This window comes from Allobosea sp. Leaf344, from assembly GCF_001426225.1.
Taxonomy (GTDB): domain Bacteria; phylum Pseudomonadota; class Alphaproteobacteria; order Rhizobiales; family Beijerinckiaceae; genus Allobosea.
The window spans coordinates 168,236-195,156 of record NZ_LMRT01000015.1 but is presented as its reverse complement, the minus strand read 5'-3'; the positions used below and the strand labels follow the sequence as shown (position 1 = coordinate 195,156).

The 26,921-nt window shown below is 67.4% G+C and carries 27 protein-coding genes; 13 read left to right on the top strand and 14 right to left on the bottom strand.

Annotated features, from left to right (window positions below; genetic code table 11):
• Positions 1–876: a transglycosylase SLT domain-containing protein gene (locus ASG72_RS18025; RefSeq protein ID WP_156396042.1), complete on the top strand. Its 876-nt coding sequence runs from the start codon at positions 1–3 to the stop codon at positions 874–876.
• Between the two features lie 27 nt (positions 877–903).
• Here the strand turns inward: ASG72_RS18025 and ASG72_RS18020 are convergent, their stop codons facing one another.
• From ASG72_RS18020 to ASG72_RS18010, 3 genes are read right to left on the bottom strand one after another with little or no spacing between them, the layout of a single operon-like run.
• The gene (locus ASG72_RS18020; protein ID WP_056715405.1) at positions 904–1,557 is read right to left on the bottom strand and encodes a glutathione S-transferase family protein; all 654 of its coding nucleotides are present in this window, start codon (positions 1,555–1,557) and stop codon (positions 904–906) included.
• 15 nt (positions 1,558–1,572) lie between these two features.
• Positions 1,573–2,064, bottom strand: coding sequence for an SRPBCC family protein (locus ASG72_RS18015; RefSeq protein ID WP_056715402.1), 492 nt, complete (start codon positions 2,062–2,064; stop codon positions 1,573–1,575).
• Positions 2,057–2,404: a metalloregulator ArsR/SmtB family transcription factor gene (locus ASG72_RS18010; protein ID WP_056715588.1), complete on the bottom strand. Its 348-nt coding sequence runs from the start codon at positions 2,402–2,404 to the stop codon at positions 2,057–2,059. Before ASG72_RS18010 ends, ASG72_RS18015 begins: the two co-directional genes overlap by 8 nt.
• Positions 2,405–2,683: 279 nt before the next feature.
• Here ASG72_RS18010 and ASG72_RS18005 point away from each other — a divergent pair, with 279 nt between their 5' ends.
• Positions 2,684–3,265, top strand: a complete 582-nt coding sequence (locus ASG72_RS18005; protein WP_056715400.1) for a L,D-transpeptidase — start codon at positions 2,684–2,686, stop codon at positions 3,263–3,265.
• 84 nt (positions 3,266–3,349) lie between these two features.
• Here ASG72_RS18005 and ASG72_RS18000 read toward each other — a convergent pair whose 3' ends face one another.
• Positions 3,350–3,715, bottom strand: coding sequence for a DUF971 domain-containing protein (locus ASG72_RS18000; RefSeq protein ID WP_056715397.1), 366 nt, complete (start codon positions 3,713–3,715; stop codon positions 3,350–3,352).
• Between the two features lie 142 nt (positions 3,716–3,857).
• Here ASG72_RS18000 and moaA point away from each other — a divergent pair, with 142 nt between their 5' ends.
• Positions 3,858–4,886 carry a GTP 3',8-cyclase MoaA gene (gene moaA, locus ASG72_RS17995; protein WP_244488867.1) on the top strand — a complete coding sequence of 343 codons (1,029 nt, stop codon included), beginning with the start codon at positions 3,858–3,860 and terminating at the stop codon, positions 4,884–4,886.
• 179 nt (positions 4,887–5,065) lie between these two features.
• Positions 5,066–6,514 (top strand): hypothetical protein, encoded by a 1,449-nt coding sequence (locus ASG72_RS17990; RefSeq protein ID WP_056715391.1) that lies wholly within the window; start codon positions 5,066–5,068, stop codon positions 6,512–6,514.
• A gap of 18 nt (positions 6,515–6,532) precedes the next feature.
• On the opposite strand, the gene ASG72_RS17985 is transcribed toward ASG72_RS17990, so the two are convergent.
• On the bottom strand, positions 6,533–8,125 hold the full coding sequence (locus tag ASG72_RS17985) for a methyl-accepting chemotaxis protein (RefSeq protein WP_056715388.1): 1,593 nt from the start codon (positions 8,123–8,125) through the stop codon (positions 6,533–6,535).
• A gap of 343 nt (positions 8,126–8,468) precedes the next feature.
• Between ASG72_RS17985 and solA the strand changes: the two genes are divergently transcribed.
• The 6 genes from solA (at position 8,469) to ASG72_RS17955 (ending at position 15,168) form a co-directional block, all read left to right on the top strand.
• Complete coding sequence (solA, locus tag ASG72_RS17980) at positions 8,469–9,608, top strand: N-methyl-L-tryptophan oxidase (protein WP_056715383.1); 1,140 nt, start codon at positions 8,469–8,471, stop codon at positions 9,606–9,608.
• 24 nt (positions 9,609–9,632) lie between these two features.
• Complete coding sequence (locus tag ASG72_RS17975) at positions 9,633–10,535, top strand: DMT family transporter (RefSeq protein ID WP_056715379.1); 903 nt, start codon at positions 9,633–9,635, stop codon at positions 10,533–10,535.
• Positions 10,532–11,722, top strand: coding sequence for a multidrug effflux MFS transporter (locus tag ASG72_RS17970; protein ID WP_056715375.1), 1,191 nt, complete (start codon positions 10,532–10,534; stop codon positions 11,720–11,722). Before ASG72_RS17975 ends, ASG72_RS17970 begins: the two co-directional genes overlap by 4 nt.
• A gap of 118 nt (positions 11,723–11,840) precedes the next feature.
• Positions 11,841–12,440 (top strand): TRAP transporter small permease subunit, encoded by a 600-nt coding sequence (locus ASG72_RS17965; RefSeq protein WP_056715371.1) that lies wholly within the window; start codon positions 11,841–11,843, stop codon positions 12,438–12,440.
• A 185-nt stretch (positions 12,441–12,625) separates the two neighbouring features.
• Positions 12,626–14,299, top strand: a complete 1,674-nt coding sequence (locus ASG72_RS17960) for a TRAP transporter large permease subunit (protein WP_056715585.1) — start codon at positions 12,626–12,628, stop codon at positions 14,297–14,299.
• 578 nt (positions 14,300–14,877) lie between these two features.
• Positions 14,878–15,168 carry a GIY-YIG nuclease family protein gene (locus ASG72_RS17955; protein ID WP_056715368.1) on the top strand — a complete coding sequence of 97 codons (291 nt, stop codon included), beginning with the start codon at positions 14,878–14,880 and terminating at the stop codon, positions 15,166–15,168.
• A gap of 646 nt (positions 15,169–15,814) precedes the next feature.
• Here ASG72_RS17955 and ASG72_RS17950 read toward each other — a convergent pair.
• From ASG72_RS17950 to rocD, 5 genes are all read right to left on the bottom strand, one after another.
• A complete protein-coding gene (locus ASG72_RS17950; protein WP_056715366.1) occupies positions 15,815–16,681 on the bottom strand; it encodes an NAD(P)-dependent oxidoreductase in 867 nt (288 codons plus the stop codon).
• 78 nt (positions 16,682–16,759) lie between these two features.
• On the bottom strand, positions 16,760–17,476 hold the full coding sequence (locus tag ASG72_RS17945; protein WP_056715363.1) for an ABC transporter permease: 717 nt from the start codon (positions 17,474–17,476) through the stop codon (positions 16,760–16,762).
• Positions 17,473–18,201, bottom strand: a complete 729-nt coding sequence (locus ASG72_RS17940; protein ID WP_056715360.1) for an ABC transporter permease subunit — start codon at positions 18,199–18,201, stop codon at positions 17,473–17,475. The genes ASG72_RS17945 and ASG72_RS17940 overlap by 4 nt, the downstream gene beginning before the upstream one ends.
• Positions 18,202–18,270: 69 nt before the next feature.
• The gene (locus ASG72_RS17935; protein WP_056715357.1) at positions 18,271–19,065 is read right to left on the bottom strand and encodes a transporter substrate-binding domain-containing protein; all 795 of its coding nucleotides are present in this window, start codon (positions 19,063–19,065) and stop codon (positions 18,271–18,273) included.
• Between the two features lie 183 nt (positions 19,066–19,248).
• On the bottom strand, positions 19,249–20,469 hold the full coding sequence (rocD, locus tag ASG72_RS17930; protein WP_056715582.1) for an ornithine--oxo-acid transaminase: 1,221 nt from the start codon (positions 20,467–20,469) through the stop codon (positions 19,249–19,251).
• A 183-nt stretch (positions 20,470–20,652) separates the two neighbouring features.
• Between rocD and ASG72_RS17925 the strand changes: the two genes are divergently transcribed.
• Complete coding sequence (locus ASG72_RS17925) at positions 20,653–21,366, top strand: hypothetical protein (protein WP_056715354.1); 714 nt, start codon at positions 20,653–20,655, stop codon at positions 21,364–21,366.
• Here the strand turns inward: ASG72_RS17925 and ASG72_RS17920 are convergent.
• From ASG72_RS17920 to ASG72_RS17910, 3 genes are all read right to left on the bottom strand, one after another.
• Entirely contained in the window at positions 21,320–21,802 is a 483-nt protein-coding gene (locus ASG72_RS17920) for an Lrp/AsnC family transcriptional regulator (RefSeq protein WP_056715351.1), read from the bottom strand. The two genes, ASG72_RS17925 and ASG72_RS17920, sit on opposite strands and share 47 nt — an antisense overlap.
• Positions 21,799–22,857, bottom strand: coding sequence for an agmatinase (speB, locus tag ASG72_RS17915; RefSeq protein ID WP_200939976.1), 1,059 nt, complete (start codon positions 22,855–22,857; stop codon positions 21,799–21,801). Before speB ends, ASG72_RS17920 begins: the two co-directional genes overlap by 4 nt.
• Positions 22,858–23,556: 699 nt before the next feature.
• Complete coding sequence (locus ASG72_RS17910; RefSeq protein ID WP_056715343.1) at positions 23,557–24,069, bottom strand: GNAT family N-acetyltransferase; 513 nt, start codon at positions 24,067–24,069, stop codon at positions 23,557–23,559.
• A 218-nt stretch (positions 24,070–24,287) separates the two neighbouring features.
• On the opposite strand from ASG72_RS17910, the gene ASG72_RS17905 reads away from it, so the two are divergent.
• A partial coding sequence (locus ASG72_RS17905) for a TRAP transporter substrate-binding protein (RefSeq protein ID WP_244488866.1) occupies positions 24,288–25,374 on the top strand: 1,087 nt, incomplete at its 5' end.
• A gap of 58 nt (positions 25,375–25,432) precedes the next feature.
• Here ASG72_RS17905 and ASG72_RS20900 read toward each other — a convergent pair.
• Positions 25,433–25,594 (bottom strand): hypothetical protein, encoded by a 162-nt coding sequence (locus tag ASG72_RS20900; RefSeq protein WP_156396040.1) that lies wholly within the window; start codon positions 25,592–25,594, stop codon positions 25,433–25,435.
• A 55-nt stretch (positions 25,595–25,649) separates the two neighbouring features.
• Between ASG72_RS20900 and ASG72_RS17900 the strand changes: the two genes are divergently transcribed.
• Complete coding sequence (locus ASG72_RS17900) at positions 25,650–26,744, top strand: TRAP transporter substrate-binding protein (RefSeq protein WP_056715340.1); 1,095 nt, start codon at positions 25,650–25,652, stop codon at positions 26,742–26,744.
• Positions 26,745–26,921: the final 177 nt, after the last annotated feature.

Here is a 26,921-nt window from a genome sequence, read left to right as displayed (position 1 = left end):
ATGCCGATGGCGGCGGCCCGCCTCGCAGTGCCGCTTCTCCTCGCTCTCGTGTCCCAGCCCCAGGCGGCACGGGCGCAGGAGCCGGCCTCGTCCGGCATCGACGCGGCGCTGTGCCGGCTGATCGATGAGGCCGCGCAGGCGCATGGCGTGCCGCCCGGCTTCCTGACTCGGCTGATCTTCCAGGAATCGAGCTTCCGCACCGGCGTCACCAGCCCGGCCGGCGCGCAGGGTGTCGCCCAATTCATGCCCGGCACCGCCCGCGAACGCGGCCTCGCCGATCCGTTCGATCCGGAACAGGCCGTGCCGAAGGCGGCGCATTTCCTGGCCGAGCTGAAGGCGCGCTTCGGCAATTGGGGCCTGGCGGCGGCGGCCTATAATGGCGGACCCAACCGCGTCGCGGCCTGGCTCGCCGGGCGCGGCGGCCTGGCTTTCGAGACGGAAAACTATGTGAGCCGCATCACCGGCGCGCAGGCCGAGAGCTGGGCTGAGGATGCGCGCGCCAGCCAGGCGGGCGAGACGCCGGCCAATCGGCCCGCGGCGCCGGAGGCCGCGGCCGCCTGCTCCGTCACGCTGGTGTCGATCCGGGCCGGACGCGGCGGGCCGAGCCTGCCCGAGGCGCCGTTCGCGCCCTGGGGCGTGCAGCTCGCGGGGAATTTTTCCAAGGCGCGGGCTTTGGCCGCCTTCCAGCGTGCCGGGAGCCGGCATGCGGCGATCATCGGCGAGCTGACGCCGATGGTGATCGGCACGCGGCTGCGCAGCCGCGGCACGCGCGCCTTCTACAGGGTGCGCATCCCGGCGCAGTCCCGGCAGCAGGCGCAGGCGCTCTGCCGCCGCATCCAGCAGAATGACGGCGCCTGCATCGTGTTGAAGAGCTAGGCGGGCGCAGCAGGAGGCTCCGCGGCCTCAGTCCCTGTCCGGCGCGCCGAGCGGGAAATAGGACCGGTAGCGCCGCCCCTCCTCCACGGCCCGGGCGAAGGAGGGCCTGGCCAGCAGGCGGCGGCGATAGGCGCGCAGCCCCGGATGGGCCTCGCCGATCGGATGCACCCAATCGGCATAGAAGAGCGCCGGCGCGGCGGCGCAATCGGCGAGCGAAAAACCGCTCCCGGCCGCCCATTCGCGCCCCGCCAGCCGCTGTTCCAGCCAGGAATAGGCGGTCTCCAGTGCCTTGGCGGCGGTCTGCTTCGCCTCCTCCAGCCGGTCGGGCGTCTTGCGCAGCGCCTCGTTCACCGCCCCCTGCATGGCGTTCATGACATGCTGGTCGAAGAACCGGTCCAAAAGCCGCGTCTCCAGCGCGAGCGCGGGATCCGCGGGCAGCAAGCGCAGCCGGCCGGGATGATACAGGTCGAGATGCTCGATGATGATGCTGGTCTCGACGATGGTCTGCGCGCCGTCGACCAGCACCGGGAATTTGCGCAAGGGCCAGAGCCTCGCGAGCTCATCGGCCGCCCCCGCCTCCTCCATATGGCGGTAGGCGAAGGGCGTGTCGTTCTCCCAGAGGGCGATCAGCACCTTCTGGCTATAGGAGGAGAACGGGTGGGCGTAGAGCGTCAGCGACATCGGCGTCTCCTTGGATCAGCGCGAGGCGGCGAGATGCGCCGCCAGCTTGTCGAGGGTCTGGCCGCCATAGGCGACCGCGCCGAAACCGATCGCCGCCTCGCGCCGGGCCCGCGTCGGGTGCATCTGGCGCAAGGTGAGCACCGTGCGCCCATCCGCCTGCGCGTCGAACGTCACCAGCATGCGGAACCGGCCGGGATCATCCTCGACATCGGCGCCATGCTCGACCTCGATCAGCCGCGGCCGCTCGATCCGCAGGAAGCTCATGCGGTTGTCGTAGCGCGTGCCGTCGGCCGCCACCATGTCGAAGCGCCAGCGGCCGCCCTCGTGCAGCGCGATCTCATGGGTGCGGATCGCCATGCCCTCCGGGCCGAACCAGAGGACGATCTGCTCCGGATCCGTCCAGGCATCGAAGACGCGCTCGCGCGGCGCATCGAGCAGGCGGGTGAGGACGATCTCCCGGTCGAGCGGCCAGGCGGCCCAGGGGGAATGGCGAGCGCCGTCAGTCATCTTGGCTGCGATCCCTTGCGATGCGGGACAGATGAGTCTCCAGCCGGTCGAGGCGGCTGTCCCAGCTGGCGATATGCGCGCGCAGCCAGTCATCGGTGCTGCGCAGCCCGGCCGGGGTCAGCGAACAGGTCCTGACGCGCCCCGTCTTGGCGGAGGCAATGAGGCCGCCGCGCTGGAGCACATGGATGTGCTTGAGCAGGGTCGGCAGCCCGATTTGGAAGGGCTGCGCCAGCTCGCCGACCGTCGCATCGCCCCGGCACAGCCGCGCGACGATGGCGCGCCGGGTCGGATCGGCAAGCGCCGTGAAAGCGAGGTCGAGCCGGTGCTCATGGTTTTCCATGTGGCGAAGTATGCAGGCCGCGGCGGTGGCCGTCAAGAACAGTTTGCCGATCGGCGAAGCGTGCCCCGGAACGGCCGCCATTCCGCCCGGTTTGGCCCGCCAGACGGCGAAATGTGGCGCTCGGGCCACGGAGGCCCGCAAATCGGGGCCGCTCGCATCGATGTGATGGCCACAGAATTGCCAGGAATATTGGAGTCTGACAGGAACTTGAGACGTTGTTGACGATTATCTGTCAGCTTCCCGATCCCGCCCCCCGTCAGATGTCCGTCCGAGGTTCCGATGAATCGTTCTCTCCGCATCTCCGCGCTCGCCGGCCTCGGCCTGCTGGCTGCGGTGTCCTCCGCCCATGCCTATGAGATCGACCCGCTGACGCGCCAGCCGCTGGCGCAGGACGCCGACCCGACCAAGGCGCAGGCGACCACGATCCCGCGCGAGATCGTCAGCTATCCCACGCGTCACGCGCCCGGGACGATCGTCGTCAACACCCAGGAGCGCCGGCTCTATCTGGTGATGCCCGATGGCAAGGCGATGCGCTACGGCGTCGGCGTCGGCCGCCCCGGCTTCGACTGGGCCGGCTCGCAGAGCATCACCCGCAAGGCGGAATGGCCGAGCTGGACGCCGCCCTCGCAGATGCTGAAGCGCCGCCCCGACCTGCCGCGCTTCATGCCCGGCGGCCCGGAGAACCCGATGGGGGCGCGCGCGCTTTATCTCGGCTCGACCCTGTACCGGATCCACGGCTCGAACGAGCCGGAGACGATCGGCCAGGCCGTGTCCTCCGGCTGCATCCGCATGCTGAACGACGACGTGATCGATCTCTACGAGCGCGTGAAGGTCGGCACCCGGGTGGTGGTCGCGCGCTGAGCGCAGCCTCACCGCTGCAGAAACAGGGCCGCCCCCCCCGGGGCGGCCTTTTTCATGCGGGAAGGTCCGCGGCCGGCGCCGCGTTCAGCGCCGCCGCTCCCGCGACAGGCCCTTCGCCGCGAGCTCGTCGAGATAGGCCTGCATCTTCGCCTCGCCTGTTTCGCCGAGTTCGCGCAGATAATCCCATCCGAAAATACCTGTGTCGTGCATGTCGTCGAAGGAGAGCTTGACCGCGTAATGGCCGACCGGCTCGACCTTGATGATCTCGACCTCGGCCTTGCCGGGCACGGTCTTCTTCTGCGTCGGGCCATGGCCCTGGACCTCGGCCGAGGGGCTCTCCACCCGCAGCAATTCGGCCGGGAGGGCGAAGCTCTTGCCGTCCTCGAAGCTGACATGGAGGGTACGGCGATCCTTGGCGAGGCGGATCTCGGTGGGCCAGGGGGTCGGCATGGTTCATCTCCTGCGAGGCTGCGACCGCAAACGCGCTTGACCTCTGCCGCCACGATGCCGATCTGTTGAGCCAGCGCAATGGCTGCAGCGCCATGGCATGTGCTATAGACTGCTGCATCCCCCGGCAGGTGAGGCCAACCGCGTGATCCTTGAGCAGACCAACCCGCTGGCGCGCGCGCCGCTGATCGACCCGTTCGGGCGCGATATCTCCTATCTGCGCATCTCCGTGACGGATCGCTGCGATTTCCGCTGCGTCTACTGCATGTCGGAGGATATGAGCTTCCTGCCGAAGCGGGACCTGCTGACGCTCGAGGAGATCGACCGGGTCGCCACCGCCTTCGTCCAGCGGGGGACGCGCAAGCTGCGCATCACCGGCGGGGAGCCGCTGGTTCGGCGCGACATCATGAGCCTGTTCCGCTCGCTGTCGCGGCATCTCGCCTCGGGCGCGCTGGAGGAGCTGACGCTGACCACCAACGGCTCGCAGCTCGCACGCTATGCGCAGGAGCTCGCCGATTGCGGGGTGCGCCGGGTCAATGTCTCGCTCGATACGCTCGATCCCGACAAGTTCCGGGCGATCACGCGCTGGGGCGATCTCGGCAAGGTGCTGGAGGGGATCGAGGCGGCGCAGAAGGCGGGGCTGCGGGTCAAGATCAACGCGGTGGCGCTCAAAGGCGTCAACGAGGACGAGATCGAGCAGCTGATGCGCTGGGCCCATGGGCTCGGCATGGACCTCACCCTGATCGAGGTGATGCCGCTGGGCGAGATCGAACCCGGCCGCATCGACCAGTTCCTGCCGCTCTCCATCGTCCGGGCGCGGCTGATGGACAGCTTCACCCTGGTGGACGACCCCTACCGGACCGGCGGGCCGGCGCGCTATGTCCGCGTCCAGGAAACCGGCGGGCTGATCGGCTTCATCACGCCGATGACGCATAATTTCTGCGAAAGCTGCAATCGCGTCCGCCTGACCTGCACCGGCACGCTGTATATGTGCCTCGGCCAGGAGGACGCCGCCGATCTGCGCGCGCCGATCCGGGCCTCGCGCGACGATGCCGCTCTGCACAGGGCGATGGACGAAGCCATTTCGCGCAAGCCGCGGGGCCATGATTTCGTCATCGACCGCCGGCGCGGCAAGCCGGCCGTGGGCCGCCATATGAGCGTCACCGGCGGCTAACAATTTCGCTTCATGTCATTGCCCCTTCGCGATCCGCTATTTTAGCGGCACCGCCCTCTGCTTACCCTAGGTCATCGACTCCAAGGGGGGCTTTGGTGGCATGGGCAGGCGCGGACGACGCAAACGGGCGGATCAGGGGGCTTCGACGAGCCCCTCTCGGCTGATCGCGGATCGCCGCCATGCGGCATGAGCCGGCCCCTTCGATCCAGCCGGACCTCGCCGCGGTCCCGGCCCGCCAGCTCTCGCAGAGCCTGCAGGCCGGAGCGAGAGGCGCGCGCGACGCGCTGGACAATTACCCTCCGGCCTATTCCGCCAGCCCGTCGCCGATGGAGGCGACGCTGCGCGCGCGGGTCGCCGAGTTGCACGGGGCGCTGCGCCTCGAAGTCTCGAAGCGGCTGGACCGCGTCGCCGGGGAGGTTCTGGCCCTGCGCGAGACCGTGACGGAGGAACGTTATCTCGCGGAGCTGCGCAACATCGACAGCGGCATCCGTGCGGCGCTCGCGCAGAAGGGCGGGACGCTGCAGCGTCGCGTTCACGAGGCGCTGAAGGCGCGGCGCGACTATGTCTATTTCAACTACGCCAACGGGCTTTCGGGCGATCCGCGGGTGCTGCCGGCGGGGATCGCCCTCGCCTGCCTGATCGCGACCCTGCTCATCGGGAGCTTGCTGAACGCCGTCGTCTTCGCCCAGGCCGGCGGGTCCGGCCTGCCGGGTGGCGTCATGTCCGCGGTGCTGGTCTGCGCGGTCAATATCGGGCTCGGCTTCCTGCTGGGATCATGGCCGGCGCGCTATTGCCGGCACGCCAGAGGGTCGCACCTCGTCTGGGCGCTGCCGCTCCTCGCCGCGATGATCTCGCTGATCCTGATGGTCAACCTGGCCGTCGGGCATCTCAGCGCGCTGCTGCCGGGCGCTCCCGCGACCCTGGCGCATCATGTGGCGGCGCGGATGGTCGAGACGCAATGGGCGGTCCAGGATCCGGCATCGCTGGCGCTGATCCTGATCGGCTGCCTCGTGGCTTGCGTCGCAGCATCGATCGGCTATCGCGCCTTCGGCTCCTATCCCGGCCAGTCGCGCCTCCATCGGCGCTGGCAAGAGAGTTCCGCGGCGGTGGAGGCGGAGCGGCGCCGTCTCGACGCGGATCTGACGCCCGAGCTGGAGCGGCTGCGCCGGTCCATCGACGGCTATCGCGACGGCTGCGCTGTGGCGGTGCTGAAGCTGCAGCGATCGCGCGCTGCGGCCGAGGCCCTGCGCGAGCAGTATCAGACGCGGCTCGCCCAGCTGCGCACCGCGCGCGACGCCGTGGCGAGCGAATATCGCGAAGCGAATTTCGCGGTGCGCACCGATCTGCCGCCCCCTTATTTCGGACGTCGCCTCAGCATTCCCGGGATCGACGAGCCGGAGGCGCTGTCGGCGCATCGCAATGTGATGCAGCTGATCGACGAGGTGGAGGAGCAATTGCAGCAGATGCCGGCGCTGATCGAGGCCAAGCTCAGGGAACAGCTCGCGCTGCTCAACGGTCTCGACCTGATCGGCGAGATCGAGCGCATGAAGCTGAAGGCCATGGAAGCGGGCCGCGCCGCCTTCATGCAGGAGGAGGCGGACAGGCGCGGCGCGGAACGGGGGATCTAGACGGCGCGGGCCGCGGCCTCACATCGAATAGGCCATGCGCACGCCGCCCCAATGGCGCCCGCCGATCCGCAGCGGCGCATCGACCTCGCGCATCAGCTGCGTCACGCCCCCGCCCATGTCGCGCAGATAGGATTGCACCAGGAAGGGCCGCACCGAGCGCGCCGCCATGATGCCGGCCCGGTCATCGAAGATGCGGCGGTTGCGGCAGTGCGCCGCGTTCCAGAGCGGCTCGCCCGGGCGCTGCGGCTGGTTGAAGCCCTTGTTGTGGACGGGGATATAGCCGTTGCGGTCGATCGCCAGCGCGAAGATCAGCCGCGTATCCTCGGCCATGACGCGGGCGTAGAGCGGCGGCAGGATCTGGTCCAGCACCGGCAGGGCGAGATTGGTGAATTGCTGCGGGTCGGTGCCCTCGACCGGCCGGTAGTCGATGTCGAACAGCGCGGCCTCGCTGAGGCGGCGATCGCGCAGGGCCTTGCTCATCAGCGCCTCGACCTCTCGCGCGAAACCCTGCGCCCGCTCGATCAGCGGCCCGTAGCCGCGCCGGATTTCCGTCAGCAGCTCCTCGAGCTGGGTACTCGCCTGCCCCGCGTCGAAGGAGACGTGCAGGCCGAGCTCGCTGATCGCCGCGAGCCGGCAGCCGAAAGGCGGAAGATCGGCGATGGTCAGCCGGCCCTTCGAGCCCGCCGGGGGCAGCGGGCCGGAGGGGCGCGCCAGCAGCGCCCCGCCCAGGCCGACATCGACGGTATGGGTGACGATATCCTGGTTGCCGATGGCGAGCGTCGCCTTGTGCTCGGCCGGATAGCGATCATGCTCCCGGCGGTCGGCGAAGGCGGCATGGCGCAGGGTCGGGACGAAGCGGCGCAGCAGACTATCGGCCTGGGTCGCGCCCTCGGCCAAGGCGGTGCGGGCGGCGAGGCTCTCGCGGGCCGATTCCAGCGCGACCTGGTCGATTTCGTTGACCCGCTGCATCAGCATGTCCATGAAGCCGGCGGTTTCCTCGGCGCTGCGCGAGAGCTCGATCGCAGCGGCGGCCTGTTCCTGCGAGGCGGCGCCGATCGTCGCCATGACCGGGTTCACGTCGCGCACCATGGCCAGGGCCTCGGTGACGATGGCGGCGGAGCCCTGGGCCGTCTGGGCGAGGTTGTCGACCCGGTGGCGAATGTGATCGACGGCGTTGCGGACCTCGACCGAGAGCTCCTTCACCTCCTTGGCGACGACGGCGAAGCCGCGCCCGGCATCGCCGGCGCGAGCGGCCTCGATGGTGGCGTTGAGCGCCAGGAGATTGGTCTGCCGGGCGATCTCGGCGATGGAATCGACGATGCTGCGGATCTCGACGCTGGCCGCCGCGAGCCCGGTCATCATCTCCGTCGCCTCGGTGGCACGGATAGCCGCCTGGTCGAGCCTGTCGCGCGCATTGCAGATGGTGACGCCGACCTGCTCGGCGGCGTCCGAGACCTGCTGCGTCGCGCAGGCCAGCGCCGCGGAATTGGTGCTGGCCGTGAGCGTCGCCTCGCGCACCGCGCCGACGCGGTTATGAATGTCGCGCGCGCAGGCTTCGGCATGGCTCGACGCGTCATGAGCATGGCTGAGCCCGCCCGAGAGACGGCGCATCGCGGCCGCGACATCCTGCTCCAGCTCGGCGACGGCGTCCGCGAGACCGGGCTCGGCCGGCTCGGGTGCCGACGCTGACGCTGGGACAACTTCTGGCTGTGCGGGGACGATGTTGCCGAGGGAAGACGGCATGACACGGCGAGCGAGCAAGCGCTGGAAATTGCCGAGCATGCCTGTTCCTGAATCCGGCCGGAGTGTTCGTTGCGAACTAATTTCAGGAGCATCGCCGCAATTGGTTAACAATCCGGCGCATCGCCGGACCACCCCCCATGTCGCGGGCGACATGGACCGTCTCACGAGGGCGCGGTACAGCATGCGGTCTCACGCCACGGACGGATTCCCCATGCCGCAGCCCAGCTATGATGTGATCGTCTCCGGTGTCGGGGCGATGGGCTCCGCCGCCTGCTGGCATCTGGCGCAGCGCGGGTTGCGGGTGCTGGGGCTCGAGCGCTTCGATCTCGGCCATGGCATGGGCTCGTCGCACGGGCTCTCGCGGATCATCCGGCTCGCCTATTTCGAGGGCTCCCATTACGTCCCGATCGTCAAGCGGGCGCATGAGCTATGGGCCCGGACCGGCGAAGAGGCCGGGCTCAAGCTGCTGCATGTCACGGGCTCGCTGGATCTGGCGCCGATCGGGGCCGGGCCGGTCGAATCCTCGCTGCAATCCTGCCTCGACCATGGGCTGGAGCATGAGCAGCTCGACAGGGCCGAGATCAGCCGCCGTTTCCCGGCCTTTCAGCTCCCGGAGGGGCATGTCGGCCTCTGGCAACCCGGCGGGGGCTTCGTCGCGTCGGAGAAGGCGATCTACGCCCATGTCGGGCTGGCACAGTCACGCGGGGCCGATATCCGCACCAATGAGCCGATGCTGGACTGGGCTCCGACGGCCGATGGCGGGGTGACGGTGAGGACCGAACGCGGCAGCTATTCCGCCGGGCGGCTGGTGATCACCTCCGGCGGCTGGATCTCGGACGCGGTGCCGGCCCTGGCGCGGCAGGTGCATACGGTGAAGCAGGCGATCGGCTGGTTCACCACGCGCCGGCCGGAGCTGTTCCGCGAAGGCGCCTTCCCCGTCTTCATCCTCACGGCGGAGGAAGGCAGCTTCTACGGCTTCCCGCTCTACGAGCATCCCGGCTTCAAGATCGGCGGCCCGCATTTCGCGCGCGAGCCGATCGACCCGCGCGAGCCCGACCGCACGCCGAGCCCGCGCCAGGTCGCGCTGATCCAGGATTGCCTGAAGCGCTATCTGCCGGATGCGGCCGGCGCGCCGCTCACGCTCAAGGGCTGCGTCTATACCGTCTCGCCCGACGAGGATTTCATCATCGACAGCGTTCCCGGCGTGCCGCAGGCGGTCTTCGCCTCCTGCTGCTCGGGACATGGCTTCAAATTCGCCAGTGCGATCGGCGAGATCCTGGCCGACCGCGCCACCGACACCCCCTCCCCCTTCGATCTCTCCCCCTTCTCGCTCGGCCGCTTCGCAGCGTGAGACGTCTCCGACAGGACAAGCCCCTTGGCCAGCGCAGCCGATAACCGACGCGGCATCATCTACACGCTCGTGGCGATGCTGCTGTTCGTCTGCAACGACGTGTTGATGAAACTGGCGCGCGAGGTGTTCCCCGCCGGCCAGGCGATCGCGATCCGCACCGGCTTCGCCGTCATCGTCGGGCTCGCCATGGTCTATGCGCTGCGCGACGGCGACAAGCTGCTGATGGGGCTGAGGCCGATCCTGCTGCTGCGCGGGATCATCGAAGCCGGCGTGGCGCTGACCTTCATCTGGTCGCTCGGCCTGCTGCCGCTGGCAAACATCACGGCGATCGTGCTGGCGACGCCGATCATCCTGGTGGTGATGGCGGTGGCGTTGCGGATCGAGACGGTGGGCTGGCGCCGCACCCTCGCCATCCTGGTCGGTTTCGCCGGCGTCCTGCTCGTGGTGCGCCCCACGGCGGAAGGGTTCAGCCCGGCGGCGATCGTCGCGCTGATCAGCGCCGTGCTGGTGGCGGCGCGCGACCTCACCACCCGCCGCATCCATGCCACCGTCCCGACCACCGTGATCTCGCTGACCACGACGGTGATCGTCGGCATCGTCGCCGCCATCTTCGGCAGCCTCGAAGTGTGGCAGCCGGTCTGGCGGCTGGAGACGGTCTATCTCGCGGTGGCCGCGGTGCTCGTCGCCTCGGGCAGCTTCTTCATCGTCGGCTCTTTCCGCAACACCGATGTCGGGGTCGTCGCCGGCTATCGCTATGCGGTGGTGATCTTCGCCCTGATCGGCGGCTATCTGGTCTGGGGCGACGTGCCGGACGCGCTCTCCTTCGCGGGCATCGGGCTGATCGTCGGCGCCGGCCTCTACACGATGCACAGGCAACGGGTCCGGCCGGATTCGCGGCTGAAGCCGACAGCCGGACCGGCGCCGTGACCGAGACACCGGCGAAACCCCGCCCGACGCTGCTGATCCTGGTCGCGATCTCGACGCTGCAGCCGATCGCGCTCAACCTGCTCGCGCCCTCGACACCCACCCTGGCCCGGCATTTCCAGACGAGCTACGCCGCGATCCAACTGACGTTGACCCTTTTTCTGGTGGCGGTCGCGGTGATGCAGCTGATCATCGGCCCGCTCTCGGACCGGTTTGGCCGCAGGCCCTGCGTCAATGCCGGCATCGCGCTCTTCGTCGCCGGATCGGTGTTGGGCGCGCTGTCCGACACCACCGCGGTGCTGCTCTTGGCGCGGATCCTGGAAGGGGCCGGCTCCGGCATCGCCTTCGCGCTGTCGCGGGCGATCATCCGCGACACGGCCAGCCGCGACCAGGCGGCCAGCCAGATCGCCAGCGTCACCATGGTGATGGTGGTGGCGCCGATGCTGGCGCCCTATCTCGGCGGGCAGATCGAGACACTGGCCGGCTGGCGCGCCATCTTCTGGTTCATGACCGCGGTCGGCGTGGTCGTGCTGCTGCTGACGCTGGCGAAACTGCCGGAGACCGCGCCCCATCTCGGCCGGCGCAGCTCGCTGCTGGGGGTGTTCAGCGCCTTCCCGGCGCTGATCCGCGACAGCGGCTTCGTCACCAACGTGATCGCGCTGGCGATGACCTCGGCCGCCTTCTTCTCCTTCGTCGCGGCGGCGCCCTATGTCGTGGTGGAGACGATGGGTCGGGGGCCGGATGTCTACGGCACCTATTTCATCATGACCGCCTTCGGCTACATGGTCGGCAACTTCCTGATGTCGCGGATCGCGATGACCTATGGCACGCGGCGGCTGGTGCGCATCGGGCTGGTGATCTCCTGCGCCGGCATGACGATCGCGCTCGCTCTGGCGCTCAGCCCCTATTGGACGCCGCTGACGCTGTTCCTGCCCCTGGTGCTCAACGCCGTCGGCAATGGCATGACGATCCCGGGCGCGACCGCCGCCGCCCTCTCGGCCCGGCCGGACCTCGCCGGTTCCGCAGCGGGATTGATGGGGGCGCTGCAGCTCGGCTCCGGCGCGCTGGGCACCGTGCTGATCGGCTGGCTGGTTACGCTCTGGGCGCCGTCGCTGGTGGTGCTGATGTGGCTGCTGACCTGCATCGGGCTGGCCGTGTTGCGTTTCGAGGGTCAAAAAAGCAGCAATTGAATCGGTGGGCAGCCGCTCGCGAAATCTTGTGCTGGTCCGAGCCTTCGTATAACAGCGCGGCATAGCTCGCATGCAAGGCGCGCATCCGTCTCGCAGACGGTCACGCGGAGGGATATTCGTGCAAGGATTGCTCAAGATCAGCCGTGTCATCGACGCGGTGAACAGCCAGATCGGCAAGAAGATCGCATGGCTGATCCTGCTGGCCGTCATCGTCGCCACGGTCAACGCGATTATCCGCAAGCTCTTCAACGTCTCGTCCAACGCCTGGCTCGAGCTGCAATGGATGTTGTTCGGCGCGGTGTTCCTGATGTGCGCCGCCTGGACGCTGCAGGTGAAGGAGCATATCCGCATCGACATCGTGAACAGCCTGCTGCCCCGCTCGGTGCAGCGCTGGATCGACCTGATCGGCCACACCCTGTTCCTGATGCCGTTCTGCCTGCTGATGGTCTATCACTCCTGGCCGTTCTTCGTCCGCTCCTACGCGATCAACGAGCAGTCGCTGTCGGCGGGCGGGCTGGCGCAATGGCCGGCCAAGGGGCTGGTGGTGATCGGCTTCGTGATGCTGACCTTCCAGGGCGTGTCGGAGATCATCAAGCAGATCGCGATCATGCGCGGACAGCTCGACGATGAAGAGACGCTGCGCGGCCATGCGGCGGCGGCGGAGGCCGAGGCGCAGCGCCTGCTCGACGTCGCCAAGGCCCAGGGCCTGGCCCCGTGACGAAGCGGCCAGCCGCAGCGCCTTCCGACAACCCGCGTAACTCGAACGACGTCCGGACCCCCTCCATGACCGCTTTCCGCCTCGCGCGTGTCGCCGGCCTGCTGCTCGCCGTGACCGCGGCAGCCTTCTTCACCCTGCATACCGGCGAGGCCCATGCGGCGGTCGGCGATTTCGTGCGCGCCAACATGGCGCCGGTGATGTTCGCCGCGCTCGTGGTGTTCCTGCTGCTCGGCTACCCCGTCGCCTTCGCGCTGGCCGCCAACGGCCTGCTCTTCGCGATCATCGGCATCGAGCTCGGCCTGTTCCAGGAGAATTTCCTGCAGGCGATGCCGGAGCGCATCTACGGCACGATGAACAACGACGTGCTGCTGGCGATCCCGTTCTTCACCTTCATGGGGCTGGTGCTGGAGCGCTCGGGCATGGCGGAGGATCTGCTCGACACGATCGGCCAGCTGTTCGGGCCGATCCGCGGCGGCCTCGCCTATGCCGTCATCTTCGTCGGCGCGCTGCTCGCCGCCACCACCGGCGTCGTCGCGGCCTCCGTCATCTCGATGGGCCTGATCTCGCTGCCGATCATGCTGCGCTACGGCTATGACCGGCGGCTCGCCTCCGGCGTCATCGCCGCCTCGGGAACGCTCGCCCAGATCATCCCGCCCTCGCTGGTGCTGATCGTGCTGGCCGACCAGCTCGGCCGTTCGGTCGGCGACATGTATGAGGGCGCCTTCATCCCGGGCCTCGTGCTTTCGGCGATGTATGCCGGCTACGTCTTCCTGGTGACGATGATCTATCCGCAGCGCGCGCCGGGGCTGCCGCCCGAGGCGCAGACGCTGCGCGATGCGGACGGGCAGACCCGCCGCTTCTCGCTGCTGGTGATCACGGTGATCTCCTTCGGCCTCGCCTATGCCTATATGAAGCTGTTCACCACGGTGAAGGCGGGCGCCGATTTCGTGGTGCTGACCATGTCGATCGCGGTCGGCGTCTCCTTCGTCATCGCCATCCTGAACAAGGTGCTGAGGCTCAACCTGCTGTCGCGCATGGCCGAGCAGGTGGTGTTCGTGATGGTGCCGCCGCTGGCGCTGATCTTCCTGGTGCTGGGCACGATCTTCATCGGCCTCGCGACCCCCACCGAAGGCGGCGCCATGGGCGCGGCCGGCGCGATCCTGCTGGCGCTGGGCAAGCGCCGTCTCAGCTTCGACCTGCTGCGGCAGGCGACGGAATCGACCGCCAAGCTCTCGGCCTTCGTGCTGTTCATCCTGGTGGGCGCGCGGGTGTTCTCGCTGACCTTCTACGGCGTCAACGGCCATATCTGGGTGGAGCATCTGCTGATCGGCCTGCCCGGCGGCGCGACCGGCTTCCTGGTCGTCGTCAACGTGATGGTGTTCCTGCTGGCGTTCTTCCTCGATTTCTTCGAGCTCGCCTTCATCATCGTGCCGCTGCTCGGCCCCGCCGCCGAGAAGCTCGGCATCGACCTGATCTGGTTCGGCGTCATCCTGGGCGTGAACATGCAGACCTCGTTCATGCACCCGCCCTTCGGCTTCGCGCTGTTCTACCTGCGCTCCGTCGCGCCCAAGCACGTCTATCGCGACAAGGTCACCGGCAAGCAGATGGAGCCGGTCACCACCGGGCAGATCTATTGGGGCGCGGTGCCGTTCGTGGTGATCCAGTGCATCATGGTGGCGCTGGTCATCATCTTCCCGCAGATGGTGATGCACTACAAAGCCTCGGCCGTGCAGCTCGACCAGAAGGCGATCGACAAGCAGTTCGACTCGATCCAGATCCCGGGCTTCGGCGCACCGGGCGGCGGCGGCGGGCTCCCGGGCCTGAACCTCGACGAACCACCCAAGCTCAACCTCAACTGAGCCGTGAGACGATGAAGGCCCCGGAGCGATCCGGGGTCTTTTTTGTGGCGCGGGCGTTCTTGAAGGTCGGGCGTCCTTGCGAGGAGCGTCGGCGACGAAGCAACCCAGGGGGGCGTGGAGCTCGACGCGCTGGCTTGCTTCGCTACGCTCGCAATGACGCCCTCACCGTCATTGCGAGGAGCGTCAGCGACGAAGCAACCCAGGGGGCCGTAGAGCTCAACGAGCTGGGTTGCTTCGCTAACGCTCGCAATGACGGGTTGGCGTCATTGCGAGGAGCGTCAGCGACGAAGCAACCCAGGGGGCGTGGAGCGCTACGATCTTGGGTTGCTTCGCTGCGCTCGCAAAGACGGATCAGCGTCATTGCGAGGAGCGGAGCGACGAAGCAACCCAGGGGGCCGTGGAGCTCGACGCTCTGGGTTGCTTCGCTACGCTCGCAATGACGGGGGCGTCCTTGCGAGGAGCGATAGCGACGAAGCAACCCAGGGGGCGTAGAGCTCAACAACCTGGCTTGCTTCGCTCACGCTCGCAATGACGGTCACGGTCACGCAGGTGTCGTCACGGTTCGGCAGACTGCCGCCATGCGCGAACCGGCTGTTTACATCATGTCGAGCCGTCGCAACGGCACGCTCTATACCGGCGTCACGTCGGATCTGTCGCGGCGCGTCTGGCAGCATCGCACGGGAGCGTGGACGGGTTTCAGCCAGCGCTACAATTGCAAATGGCTGGTCTGGTATGAGCGGCATCCGCGCATGGACGAGGCGATCGCTCGCGAAAAGCAGATCAAGGCCGGGTCGCGAGTCCGCAAGCTGGCCCTGATCGAAGCGATGAACCCGACCTGGCGCGATCTGTATGAGGAGCTGGCTTTGTGACGCTCGGTCGTTATTGCGAGGGGCGTTGGGGACGTCCTTGCGAGGAGCGTCAGCGAACGAAGCAACCCAGGAGGCGACAGAGCGCTATGAGGCTGGGTTGCTTCGCTACGCTCGCAATGACAGGTATCCGTCATTGCGAGGAGCGTCAGCGACGAAGCAACCCAGGGGGCGACAAAGCTCAACGAGCTGGGTTGCTTCGCTACGCTCGCAATGACGGATGAGCGTCTTTGCGAGGAGCGCAAGCGACGAAGCAACCCAGGGGGGCGTGAAGCGCTACGATGCTGGGTTGCTTCGCTCACGCTCGCAATGACGGGTGGGCGTCATTGCGAGGAGCGTCAGCGACGAAGCAACCCAGGGGGACGTAGAGCGCTACGATTCTGGGTTGCTTCGCTGCGCTCGCAATGACGGGTGGGCGTCTTTGCGAGGAGCGCAAGCGACGAAGCAACCCAGGGGGGGCGGGGAGCGCTATGAGCTGGATTGCTTCGCTAACGCTCGCAATGACGGGTGGGCGTCATTGCGAGGAGCGATAGCGACGAAGCAACCCAGGGGGACGTGGAGCGCTACGAGCTGGGTTGCTTCGCTACGCTCGCAATGACGGCTCGTCATTGCGAGGAGCAACTGCTCCGCTCACACTCGCAATGACGGCTCATTCCTCCAGGCGGGCGATCAGGCTCGAGGTGTCCCAGCGGCGCCCGCCCATCTTCTGGACTTCGGCGTAGAACTGGTCCACCAGCGCCGTGACCGGTAGCTGCGCGCCGTTGCGGCGGGCCTCCTCCAGCACGATGCCGAGGTCCTTGCGCATCCAGTCGACGGCGAAGCCGAAATCGAACTTGCCGGCATTCATCGTCTTGCCGCGATTATCCATCTGCCAGGAGCCGGCGGCGCCCTTCGAGATCACCTCGAGCATCGCCTCGACATCGAGCCCGGCGCGCTTGGCGAAATGGATGCCCTCGGAGAGGCCCTGGACCAGCCCGGCGATGCAGATCTGGTTGACCATCTTGGTGAGCTGGCCGGAGCCGGCCGGCCCCATCAGCTTGCACATGCGGGCGAAGGCGGCGATGGCCGGCTCGGCCCGGGCATAGATCTCGGGGGCGCCGCCGCACATCACGGTCAGCACACCGTTCTCGGCGCCGGCCTGGCCGCCGGAGACCGGGGCGTCGACGAAGCCGAACCCACCCGCCGTCGCCGCCGCATCGAGCTCGCGCGCCACACCGGCCGAGGCCGTGGTGTGATCGACGAAGATCGCGCCCTTCTCCATGCCGGCGAAGGCACCGGTCTCGCCCAAGGTCACCGAGCGCAGATCATCGTCATTGCCGACGCAGGCGAAAACGATCTCCTGGCCGCGCGCGGCATCGGCCGGCGTCGGTGCCGATGTCCCGCCATGCTGCGCCACCCAGGCCTGCGCCTTGGCCGGGTTGCGGTTGTAGACGGTGACGTCATGGCCCTTGGCCTTGAGATGGCCGGCCATGGGATAGCCCATCACGCCGAGACCGATGAAGGCGACTTTGGTCATGTTCCGCTCCGCAGCTGGTTTGCAATTCGCGGTCATGGGCTTAGCCCGCGGCGGCGCGGCTGGGAAGGGCGCGCCGCCTCAGCGCAGGACCATGTGCCGGGTCAGCCGCAACTCCATCCGATCCCAGACCCGGCGGATGAGCTCGACCATCAGCAGGTAGATCAGGGCGGCGTAGAGATAGATGCTGAGATCGAAGGAGCGGGCGAAGGCCATCTTGGTCGCGCCCATCAGGTCATAGAGCGTCACCAGCGAGGCCAGAGCGCTGGATTTGATCATCACGATCAGCTCGTTGCCCAGCGGGCGCAGAGCCAGGATCATCGCCTGGGGCATGATTACATGGCGCAGGGTCGCCCAGCGGTGCAGGCCGAGCGACAGCGCGCCCTCGAACTGGCCGCGCGGAATCGACTGGATCGCGCCGCGCAGGATCTCGGCCTGATAGGCCGCCGTGTTGATGGTGAAGGCGAAGACCGCGCAATAGAAGGGCTCGCGGAAGAACCACCAGAGACCGACATCCTGCCAGAAGGGGCGGAACTGGCCGAGCCCGTAATAGATCAGGAAGAGCTGGCAGAGCAGCGGGGTGCCGCGGAAGAAGGTGGTGTAGAAGGAGATGGCGCGCTGCGCCCAGCGTGGCCCGTAGAGCCGCGCTATGGCGAGGGCGCAGGCCAGGATGAAGCCCAGCACCACCGAGATCACCACCATCTGGACCGTGATCCAGAGGCCGGTGGCCATGCGGCAGCCATAGTTCTGCAGGACCTCGCTGCCAAGCCAATAGCCCGGTTGCTCGCACCAGCTCATCGCGTCGCGCCTCCGAAAGCGGCTATGCCGCGATTGGCGCGCGCCTCCATCCGGCCGATGCCCCAGGCGGAGACCAGCGAGAAGAACAGATAGATCGCCATCGCCGCGCCGAAGAACAGGAAGGGCTCCTTGGTGGCGACATTGGCGCGGGTGGTGATGAACATGATGTCGGGCAGCGTGATGACCGAGACCAGCGAGGTCTCCTTCAGCAGCACCATCCAGTTATTGCCGAGCCCCGGCAGGGCGACGCGCAGCAATTGCGGGAAGACGACCAGGCGGAAACTCTGCCAGGCGGAGAGGCCGAGCGCCGCCGCGGCCTCGCGCTGTCCCTTGGGGATGGAGTTCAACGCGCCGACCCAGACCTCGCTGGAAAAGGCCGAGAGCACGACGCCGAGCGCGATCATGCCGGCGACGAAGGGCGGCATCGAGAAGGCGCCGGGCAGGCCGATCGCGGCCCAGAGCTTCTGCAGCAGGATCTGCACGCCGAAATAGATGATGTAGAGCGTCAGCAGCTCGGGAACGCCGCGGAACACCGTCGTGTAGACGGTGGCGAGCCAGCGCGGGACAGGCTTGCGGGAGCGGGCGCCGAGCGCCACGACCAGGCCGAGCAGCAGCCCGAAGGGCAAAGTCGCCAGGGCGATGGAAATGGTGATGCCGGCGCCCTGCAGCAGGGCGAGGCCCCAGCCGCCGGGCCCGAAGCCGAGCAGAGCGAATTTGTCGAACATGAACCCGCCGGACCGGAGGAACAGGCAGCCGGCCGGCGCGCGCGGCGCCGGCCGGTCGGGCCGGGTCGATCACATGACCGGGAACTTGAAGTACTTGTCGGCGACCTTCTTGTGCGAGCCATCGGCCAGGGATTCGGCGATCGCCTTGTCGAACATCGCCTTCAGCGCCGTGTCCTCCTTGCGCACCGCACCGCCGACGCCGGGGCCGTGGATCTCGGGATCGCGGGTGATCTCGCCGATCTTCTTGCAGCAATCCTTGCCCTTGCCCTGCAGGAAATCGTCGAGCGCCAGCGAATCCGCGACGATGTAGTCGAGGCGGCCGTTCAGCAGATCGAGATTGGCCTCTTCCTGGGTGGGATAGGGGCGAGCGGTCGAATCCTTATAGGCCTTCTCGACGTAATTGGCGTGGATGGTCGAGCCCTGCAAGCCGATCGACTTGCCCTTCAGCGCCGCCGGCGAGAAATCGGTCGAGGTGGTGGATTTCGGGCCGATGATCCAGATCGGCGTCTTGGTGTAGATGGCGGTGAAATCGACCCGCTTCTTGCGCTCGTCGGTGGCGTTCATGCCGGCGATGATGATGTCGTATTTATTGGCGAGCAGCGCCGGGATGATGCCGTCCCAATCCTGGACGACCCAGGTGCACTTCACCTTCATCTTCTCGCAGAGCATGTTGGCGTAGTCGATCTCGAAACCCTCGAGTTCCTTCTTGGCGTTGAGGTTGTTGAAGGGGGGATAGGCGCCCTCGGTGCCGATCCGGATTTCCTTCCACTCCTTGGCCTGGGCCAGCGCGCCCGTGACGCCGGCGAGGCCGACACCGGCGACGGTCAAGGCCGCGGCCGCAAACAACTTGACGAAACCCTTCATGATACCTCCCACGCGTTGACCGTCCGGGCTCGTTGGACCGGTACGGATGCTACTGACAGATTGGGCAAGTCCCTTCCGCAGCGCAAGTAGGGTGATGCGGCTTTTGTGAGCGCGGCGGCCCACGGAAGCGGCAGCCCAAGCCACTGAGTTCACTGTCGTTTTCGAACATGTCGGCGCCGAGGCTCACGCGGCCCGGCGGCCCGATGCGGCGCGGATCGCGGCGAAGACGGTTTCGCAGCGCGCCAATCCCCAATCGATCTCCTCGCGGCTGATCGTCAGCGGCGGCGCGAAGCGGATCACCGTCTCATGGGTTTCCTTGGTCAGCACGCCGGCCTGGGCGAGATCGGCGACGATGCTCTTCGCCTCCGCGACGGCGGGATCGATGTCGACGCCGACCCAGAGGCCGATTCCACGGACCTCGCGGGCGAGCCCCGCCGTCATCGCCGCCAGCCGCGCCTTGAGATAGGCGCCCTCCTCGGCCGAGCGCTCGACCAGGCGCTCCTCCTCGATCACGCGGAGGGCCTCGAGCCCGATCGCCGCCGCCAGCGCGTTGCCACCGAAGGTGGAGCCATGGGAGCCGGGATCGAAGACCTGCATCACCTCGCGCGAGGCGAGGAAGGCGGAGACGGGGTAGACGCCGCCGCCCAGAGCCTTCCCGACGATCAGCCCGTCGGGCAGGATCGATTCGTGCTGATGCGCGAACCAGCGTCCGGTGCGGCCGAGGCCGGACTGGACCTCGTCCAGGATCAGCAGCACATGATGCCTGTCGCAGAGCCGGCGCAGCTGCGCGAGATAGCCTGCCGGCGGCATCACGATCCCGGCCTCGCCCTGGATCGGCTCGATCATCACCGCGGCGGTCTGCGGCGTGATCGCGTGTTCGATCGCGGCGATATCGCCGAAGGGCACCCTGTCGAAGCCGGGCGCGAAGGGGCCGAAGCCGTCGCGATAGCTCGGCTCGCTGGAGAAGCCGATGATGGTGGTGGTGCGGCCGTGGAAATTGCCGTCGGCGACGATGATCCGGGCCTCGCCATCCGGGATGCGCTTGACCCGGTGACCCCAGCGCCGCGCCGCCTTGATCGCGGTCTCGACCGCTTCCGCGCCGGTGTTCATCGGCAGTGCCATCGCCATGCCGGAGACGGCGCAGAGCTTTTCGAGGAAGGGCGCGAGCGGCGCGCAATGGAAGGCGCGGCTGGTGACGGCGAGGCGCGCCGCCTGCTCGCTCAGCACCGCGAGAATGCGGGGATGGCCATGGCCGAGGCTGACGGCGGAATAGCCGCTCATCATGTCCAGCCGCTTCACGCCGGCGGTGTCGCTCAGCCAGACCCCCTCCCCGCGCTCCAGCATGATGGGCAGGGGCGCGTAGTTCTGGGCGCAGACAGCGCGCTCGCGCTCGATCGAATTCATGGCGTCCTCCCTGTTTCCCCCGAGCATAGGCGAAGAAGACAGGCCGAAGCTGATGCGACGCCGGGCGGCGCACAGCAGAAGCTGTCGTTTGGCTGCCGTTTTCTGTCGTTCGGCGAAGGAAGGTCCCTGTCGTGCGGAGGGGCGGCGTGATACAGCGGCCGCCTTCTCCTACGGAGCGCGCGCGTGATCCCCTGGACCCTTCTCGATACGGCGAGGCTGCCGGGTGGCGGAGAGTTGCGGCTGAAGCGGCGTGGCGGCGAATTCTCGATCATGCTCGGCAGCAACGAGCTGATGAACAGCCGGCTCAGCGGCTCGGAGGAGGCGCTGGCGACGCTGAGCTGCGCGCGACTGGCGGAGCGCCCGCAGCCCCGGATGCTGATCGGCGGGCTGGGCATGGGGTTCACCTTGCGCGCGGCGCTGGCGGCGCTGCCCGCTTCGGCGCGGGTCGAGGTGGCGGAGCTGGTGCCGCAGGTCGCGGACTGGGCGCGGGGGCCGATGGCGGAGGTCTTCGCCGGCAGCCTGGACGATCGGCGGGTGGCGCTCGTCATCGGTGATGTCTCGGCGGTGATGCGGGCCGGCGCCGGCTTCTATGACGCGATCCTGCTCGATGTCGATAATGGCCCCGACGGGCTGACCATCCCCGCCAATGACCAGCTCTATGGCGAGGCCGGGCTGGCGGCGGCGCGGGCGGCGTTGCAGCCGGGCGGCGTGCTGGCCGTCTGGTCGCAGGGGCCGGACCGCGGCTTCACGCAAAGGCTGCGCCGGGCCGGGTTTGCCGTCGAGGAGAAGCCGGTGCGCGCCGGGCGCGGCCGCGGCGCCAGGCACATGATCTGGCTGGCGGTCTCGCCCGTCACGGTTCCGCCAGCGGGTAGCCGTCGAACTCCTTCAGCGGCTTGAGCACGAAGGTGGTGGCGATGCGGGCGATGCCGAGATGGCTGTCGGTCAGCCAGGCACCGGTCATCTCCTCATATTCCGCCAGGGAATCCGCGACGATGCGCGCGAGATAATCCGCCTCGCCGCTGACGACATGCAGCTCCACCACATTGGGGCAGGCGCGCAGCACCTTCTCCACCCCCTCGCGGCGGCCGATCGAATGGTCGCGCAGCGCGAGCTGGGCGAAGGCCGTGACGGCATGGCCGGCGAGTTCGGGCGCCAGGCTGGCGTGATAGCCGCGGATCAGCCCGGACGCCTCCAGCTTGCGGACCCTCTCCAGGCAGGGCCGCGCGGAGAGGCCGACCTGTTCCGACAGCGCCTGGTTGGTGATGCGCCCCTGCCGCAGCAGGATCGCGACGATCCGGCGGTCGATGGCGTCGAGCTGAATCCGGCGCTTCACGGCCGGCCCTTGCCCAGGGCCCGCGCCTCCGCGATCAGGCAGAGTTCGGTGAACAGCACCTGCGCGGCGCAATGGGCGGTGTTGCTGGTGGCGTCGTATTGCGGCGCGATCTCGACGACGTCGGCGCCGACGATGTCGCGTCCTTTGAGGCCGCGCAGGATGGAAAGCGCCTCGCGCGGCGTCAGCCCGCCGACCTCGGGCGTGCCGGTGCCGGGCGCGAAGGCCGGATCGAGCGAATCGACGTCGAAGGAGACATAGGTCGGCCCGTCGCCGATCACCGAAAGCGCCTTGGCGATCACCGCCGGCAGCCCCATCGCATCGACCTCGTCGGCATGGATCACGGTCATCCCGGATTCATAGGAGAATTCCCAGAGATATTCGGCACCGCCGCGAATGCCGATCTGGATGACGCGGGCCGGGTCGAGCACGCCTTCCAGAACCGCCTGGCGGAAGGGCCCGCCATGATGGAATTTCGAGCCCTCATAAGGGCCTGAGGTATCGCAATGCGCATCGATATGCACCATGCCGACCGGCCGTTTCGCGCCGACGGCCTTGAGGATCGGCAGCGTGATCGAATGGTCGCCACCGACCGCGAGCGGCGAGACGCCGGCGCCGACGATGGTCTTGAAGGTGGCCTCGATATCCTCGTGGCAGCTTTCCAGGGAATAGCGCGAGCGGAAGGGGACGTCGCCGATATCGGCGGCCTTGACCATGCCGAAGGGCGCGGTGCCCATCGCATGATCCATCGGCCCCATCCGCTCGATGGCGCGGACCGCGCGCGGGCCGAGCCTCGTGCCGGCGCGGTTGGTGACGCCGAGATCCATGGGCAGGCCGATGATCGCGACGTCGAGCCCGCCGAGATCGGCGCTGGTCAGCGCGTCGGGGCGGTAGGGCGCGCTGATGAAGGTCGCGACGTCGGAGAAGGGCCATTTCCGCTTGTCGCCCTTGAACTGATCGGCGGCGACCTTGGCGAAGCGCGGATTATGGATATCGGCGCCGCTCGCATCCGCATAGCGCGCCCTGAGCTCGGCCAGCCTGTCCTGATCCATCGTGATTCCTCCAGTCGCGACAACCGGCCTCAGCCGGAAAGAACCCGCTCAAACGTGGTGACGGGGCTGTCCTTATAGCGAGCGGCAGCGAAGCAACACAGGGCGTTGAGCTTTACGCCCACCCGTCATTGCGAGCGTCAGCGAAGCAACCCAGATCGTAGCGCTCCACGCCCCCCTGGGTTGCTTCGTCGCTGACGCTCCTCGCAATGACGGACCGTCATTGCGAGCGTAGCGAAGCAACCCAGATCGTAGCGCTCCACGCCCCCTGGGTTGCTTCGTCGCCGACGCTCCTCGCAAGGACGTTCATCCGTCATTGCGAGCGTAGCGAAGCAACCCAGCGCGTCGAGCTCTACGCCCACCTAGGTTGCTTCGTCGCCGACGCTCCTCGCAATGACGGATCGTCATTGCGAGCGCAGCGAAGCAACCCAGATCGTAGCGTTCTGTCGCCCCCTAGGTTGCTTCGTCGCTGACGCTCCTCGCAAGGACGGACTGTCAGTGCGAGCGCAGCGAAGCAACCCAGCAGCGTAGCGCTCTACGCCCACCTGGGTTGCTTCGTCGCCGACGCTCCTCGCAAGGACGCCAACCCGTCAGCGCCCAGCCTAGCGCAAATATGGGCAGGCGGAGCATGTTCGGCTGGCGTAGAAACAGACAGCTGAGGACTGCGCCAGAGGCTTAAACAAAAGTCGTTAGGCCGCTCGCTTTCGCTCAGGCGCCCGCCCGCTCCAGCATGGTGACTTCACTGTCTTTGTAACGAGTCGCACCGAATGCCTTGTAGCCAAGCTTTTGCGCGAGGCAAAGCGAAGCCGCGTTGGCGGGATCGATGATGCAGACGCTGCGGGACGGACCATGGCTCTCGGCGAACCAGGCAAGGGCCGCCCGCATCGCCTCCTGGGCATAGCCATGGCCGCGGCCCTGCGGCGACAGCAGCCAGCCCGCTTCGGGATAGGGGTCGAATTTTTCGCCCAGGCCGCGTTCGGCCCGCATCAGCCCGGCCTCTCCGACCATGCGCCCACCGGCCTTCTCGACCACGACGAAGAAACCGAATCCCAGTAGCGCCCAATGCCCGGCCGCGCGCGTGAGCCGTTGCCAGCTCTCCTCCCGCGTCAGCGCCTTGCCGCCGATGAACCGCATCGTCTCGGCGTCCGAGCGAAGGGCGTGAATGGCGTCGAAATCAGCAAGCGCATAGGGCCTCAACAGCAGGCGTGGCGTGTCGATCATGGCGCAATTTTAAGCATGTGGGCGCGATCCGGCTCGCGCAGAGAGGGTTGCCGGGCAACTCCGCCACAGGCTAAGACAAAAGTCGATAGAGCGCCCGCTGAAAGCTCTCGCGGTTTGGCAAATCTTCATCTAGAAGGCGACCAAGCGCGGCTAAACCGCCACCCGGCTCGTGAAAAACGCCAATCCGCATTCATTTTTCCCAAGGAGTCTTTTCTATNGAAGCGTCGTCAATTCATCCAGAGCGCTGCAGCCGGTGCGGCCGCGAGCGCCGCCATCGCCATGCCGGCCGTCGCCCAGTCCAATCCCGAGGTGAAGTGGCGCCTGGCGTCGAGCTTTCCGAAGTCGCTCGACACGATCTATGGCGGCGCCGAAGTCATGGCCAAGATGGTCTCCGACCTGACGGACGGCAAATTCCAGATCCAGGTCTTCGCGGCCGGCGAAATCGTCCCCGGCCTGCAGGCGGCCGACGCCGTGACCAACGGCACGATCGAAGCCTGCCACACCGTGTCCTATTACTATGTCGGCAAGGACCCGACCTTCGCGGTCGCGGCGTCCGTGCCCTTCGGCCTGAATGCGCGCCAGCAGAACGCCTGGCTCTACCAGAACGGCGGCAACGAGCTGTTCAACGAGTTCTACAAGAAGTTCAACATCTATGGCCTGCCCTGCGGCAATACCGGCGCCCAGATGGGCGGCTGGTTCCGCAAGGAGATGAAGACGGTCGCGGATCTGCAGGGTCTGAAGATGCGCATCGGCGGCATCGCCGGCCAGGTCCTGGCGAAGCTCGGCGTGGTGCCGCAGCAGATCGCCGGCGGCGACATCTACCCGGCGCTGGAGAAGGGCACGATCGACGGCGCCGAGTGGGTCGGCCCCTATGATGACGAGAAGCTCGGCTTCTCCAAGGTCGCGCCGTTCTACTATTATCCTGGCTTCTGGGAGGGCGGGCCGACCGTGCACGCCTTCTTCAACCTGGAGAAGTACAACGCCCTGCCGAAGGCCTATCAGGCCGCGCTGCTCGCCGCCTGCACCTATGCCAACACGCAGATGGCGGCGAAATACGACGTGCAGAACCCGGCGGCGCTGAAGCGCCTGGTCGGCGCCGGCACCCAGCTGCGCCCGTTCTCGCAGGAGATCCTGGAAGCCTGCCTCAAGGCCTCCAACGAGCTCTACGCCGAGATCTCGAGCAAGAACGCCGATTTCAAGAAGGCGATCGACTCGATGGCCGCCTTCCGCGCCGACCAGTATCTCTGGTGGCAGGTCGCCGAGCTGACTTTCGACGTGTTCCAGGTGCGCTCGCGCGCCCGCTGATCCCGGTACCGATTCCCGAAACACCGATGCGCAGGCCCGGCACCCCGCCGGGCCTGTTTCATTTCAGCCGATCCCCTGCGGAGAAATGCAGCATCCACGGCGAATCTGCCGATAATCCCCCCATGCCGGAGGTGATTTCCCAAAAGTCATGCAGACGGCGCATGGCGGTCATGCTTTTCCACTTGCACTTCCCCTCAGAGCCGGTTTTGGTGGTGCTCAAGCGACGCTCGGACTGAACCGGCGCGCCGAAGGATCTCTGAGGGAGGCTGCATATTATGAAACGTCGTCAATTCCTGAAGGTAGCGGGAGCCGGCGCCGCCGCCGGGGCCATTGCGAGCCCGGCCATCGCGCAATCCTCCCCCGAGGTGAAATGGCGCGTCACATCCTCCTTCCCGAAATCGCTGGACACCATCTTCGGCGCGTCCGAGGTGATGTCGAAGGCGGTCTCGGAGGCCACGGACGGCAAATTCCAGATCCAGGTCTTCGCGGCCGGCGAAATCGTCCCGGGCCTGCAGGCCGCGGATGCGGTGACCAACGGCACGGTCGAGATGTGCCACACCGCCTCCTATTACTATGTCGGCAAGGACCCGACCTACGCCTTCGGGACGGCGGTGCCGTTCGGGCTCAATGCGCGCCAGCAGAACGCCTGGTTCTACCATGGCGGCGGGCAGGACCTGCTCAATGAATTCTACAAGAAGGCGAACATCTATTCCCTGCCGGGCGGCAATACGGGCTGCCAGATGGGCGGCTGGTTCCGCAAGGAGCTGAAGACGGTCGCCGATCTGCAGGGCGTCAAGATGCGCATCGGCGGCTTCGCCGGCCAGGTGCTGCAGAAGCTCGGCGTGGTGCCGCAGCAGATCGCCGGAGGCGACATCTATCCGGCGCTCGAAAAGGGCACGATCGACGCCGCCGAATGGGTCGGCCCCGCCGATGACGAGAAGCTCGGCTTCAACAAGGTCGCGCCGTTCTACTACTATCCCGGCTGGTGGGAGGGCGGCGCCTCGCTGCACTTCTTCATCAACACCGCCAAATGGGATGCGCTGCCCAAGACCTACAAGTCGATCCTCACCACCGCGGCGGCGCTCGCCAATGTCGACATGCAGGCCAAATACGATGCCCGCAACCCCGGCGCGCTGAAGCGGCTGGTGGGCGCCGGCGCGCAGCTGCGTCCCTTCTCCCAGGAAATCCTCGAAGCCTGCCTGAAGGCCTCGAAGGAGGTCTATGCCGAGACGGCGGCCAAGAACGCCGACTTCAAGAAGATCTACGATTCCATGTCCGCCTTCCGGAACGACCAGTATCTCTGGTTCCAGATCGCGGAATACACCTATGACAACTTCCTGATCCGCGCCCGCGCGGCCAATCAGCTCTGAAGAGAGCGACCGGCCGAGCGATCGGCCCAACTCGAGACTGTCGAACCCCGGTCGCGAGACCGGGGTTTTTCATGGGATCGCGCGCTTCGACCGCCTAGCCTCTGGCCCCTGCCCCGGGTTTCGGGCACCATGATGCCGCCCTGATCGGCAGTCTATCTGACGCGTCGCTTCGGTTCG

Bases quoted from the DNA above. Each gene is read 5' to 3' on its own strand.
- ASG72_RS18025 (WP_156396042.1), top strand. From the start codon at position 1: ATGCCGATGGCGGCGGCCCGCCTCGCAGTGCCGCTTCTCCTCGCTCTC.
- ASG72_RS17940 (WP_056715360.1), bottom strand. From the start codon at position 18,201: ATGTTCGACAAATTCGCTCTGCTCGGCTTCGGGCCCGGCGGCTGGGGC.
- ASG72_RS18020 (WP_056715405.1), bottom strand. From the start codon at position 1,557: ATGTCGCTGACGCTCTACGCCCACCCGTTCTCCTCCTATAGCCAGAAG.
- ASG72_RS17935 (WP_056715357.1), bottom strand. From the start codon at position 19,065: ATGAAGGGTTTCGTCAAGTTGTTTGCGGCCGCGGCCTTGACCGTCGCC.
- ASG72_RS17960 (WP_056715585.1), top strand. From the start codon at position 12,626: ATGGCGCCGGTGATGTTCGCCGCGCTCGTGGTGTTCCTGCTGCTCGGC.
- ASG72_RS17910 (WP_056715343.1), bottom strand. From the start codon at position 24,069: ATGATCGACACGCCACGCCTGCTGTTGAGGCCCTATGCGCTTGCTGAT.
- ASG72_RS18000 (WP_056715397.1), bottom strand. From the start codon at position 3,715: ATGCCGACCCCCTGGCCCACCGAGATCCGCCTCGCCAAGGATCGCCGT.
- ASG72_RS18005 (WP_056715400.1), top strand. From the start codon at position 2,684: ATGAATCGTTCTCTCCGCATCTCCGCGCTCGCCGGCCTCGGCCTGCTG.
- ASG72_RS17985 (WP_056715388.1), bottom strand. From the start codon at position 8,125: ATGCGCCGTCTCTCGGGCGGGCTCAGCCATGCTCATGACGCGTCGAGC.
- ASG72_RS17950 (WP_056715366.1), bottom strand. From the start codon at position 16,681: ATGACCAAAGTCGCCTTCATCGGTCTCGGCGTGATGGGCTATCCCATG.
- ASG72_RS17990 (WP_056715391.1), top strand. From the start codon at position 5,066: ATGCGGCATGAGCCGGCCCCTTCGATCCAGCCGGACCTCGCCGCGGTC.
- solA (WP_056715383.1), top strand. From the start codon at position 8,469: ATGCCGCAGCCCAGCTATGATGTGATCGTCTCCGGTGTCGGGGCGATG.
- ASG72_RS17955 (WP_056715368.1), top strand. From the start codon at position 14,878: ATGCGCGAACCGGCTGTTTACATCATGTCGAGCCGTCGCAACGGCACG.
- rocD (WP_056715582.1), bottom strand. From the start codon at position 20,469: ATGAATTCGATCGAGCGCGAGCGCGCTGTCTGCGCCCAGAACTACGCG.
- ASG72_RS18015 (WP_056715402.1), bottom strand. From the start codon at position 2,064: ATGACTGACGGCGCTCGCCATTCCCCCTGGGCCGCCTGGCCGCTCGAC.
- ASG72_RS18010 (WP_056715588.1), bottom strand. From the start codon at position 2,404: ATGGAAAACCATGAGCACCGGCTCGACCTCGCTTTCACGGCGCTTGCC.
- ASG72_RS17900 (WP_056715340.1), top strand. From the start codon at position 25,650: ATGAAACGTCGTCAATTCCTGAAGGTAGCGGGAGCCGGCGCCGCCGCC.
- ASG72_RS17945 (WP_056715363.1), bottom strand. From the start codon at position 17,476: ATGAGCTGGTGCGAGCAACCGGGCTATTGGCTTGGCAGCGAGGTCCTG.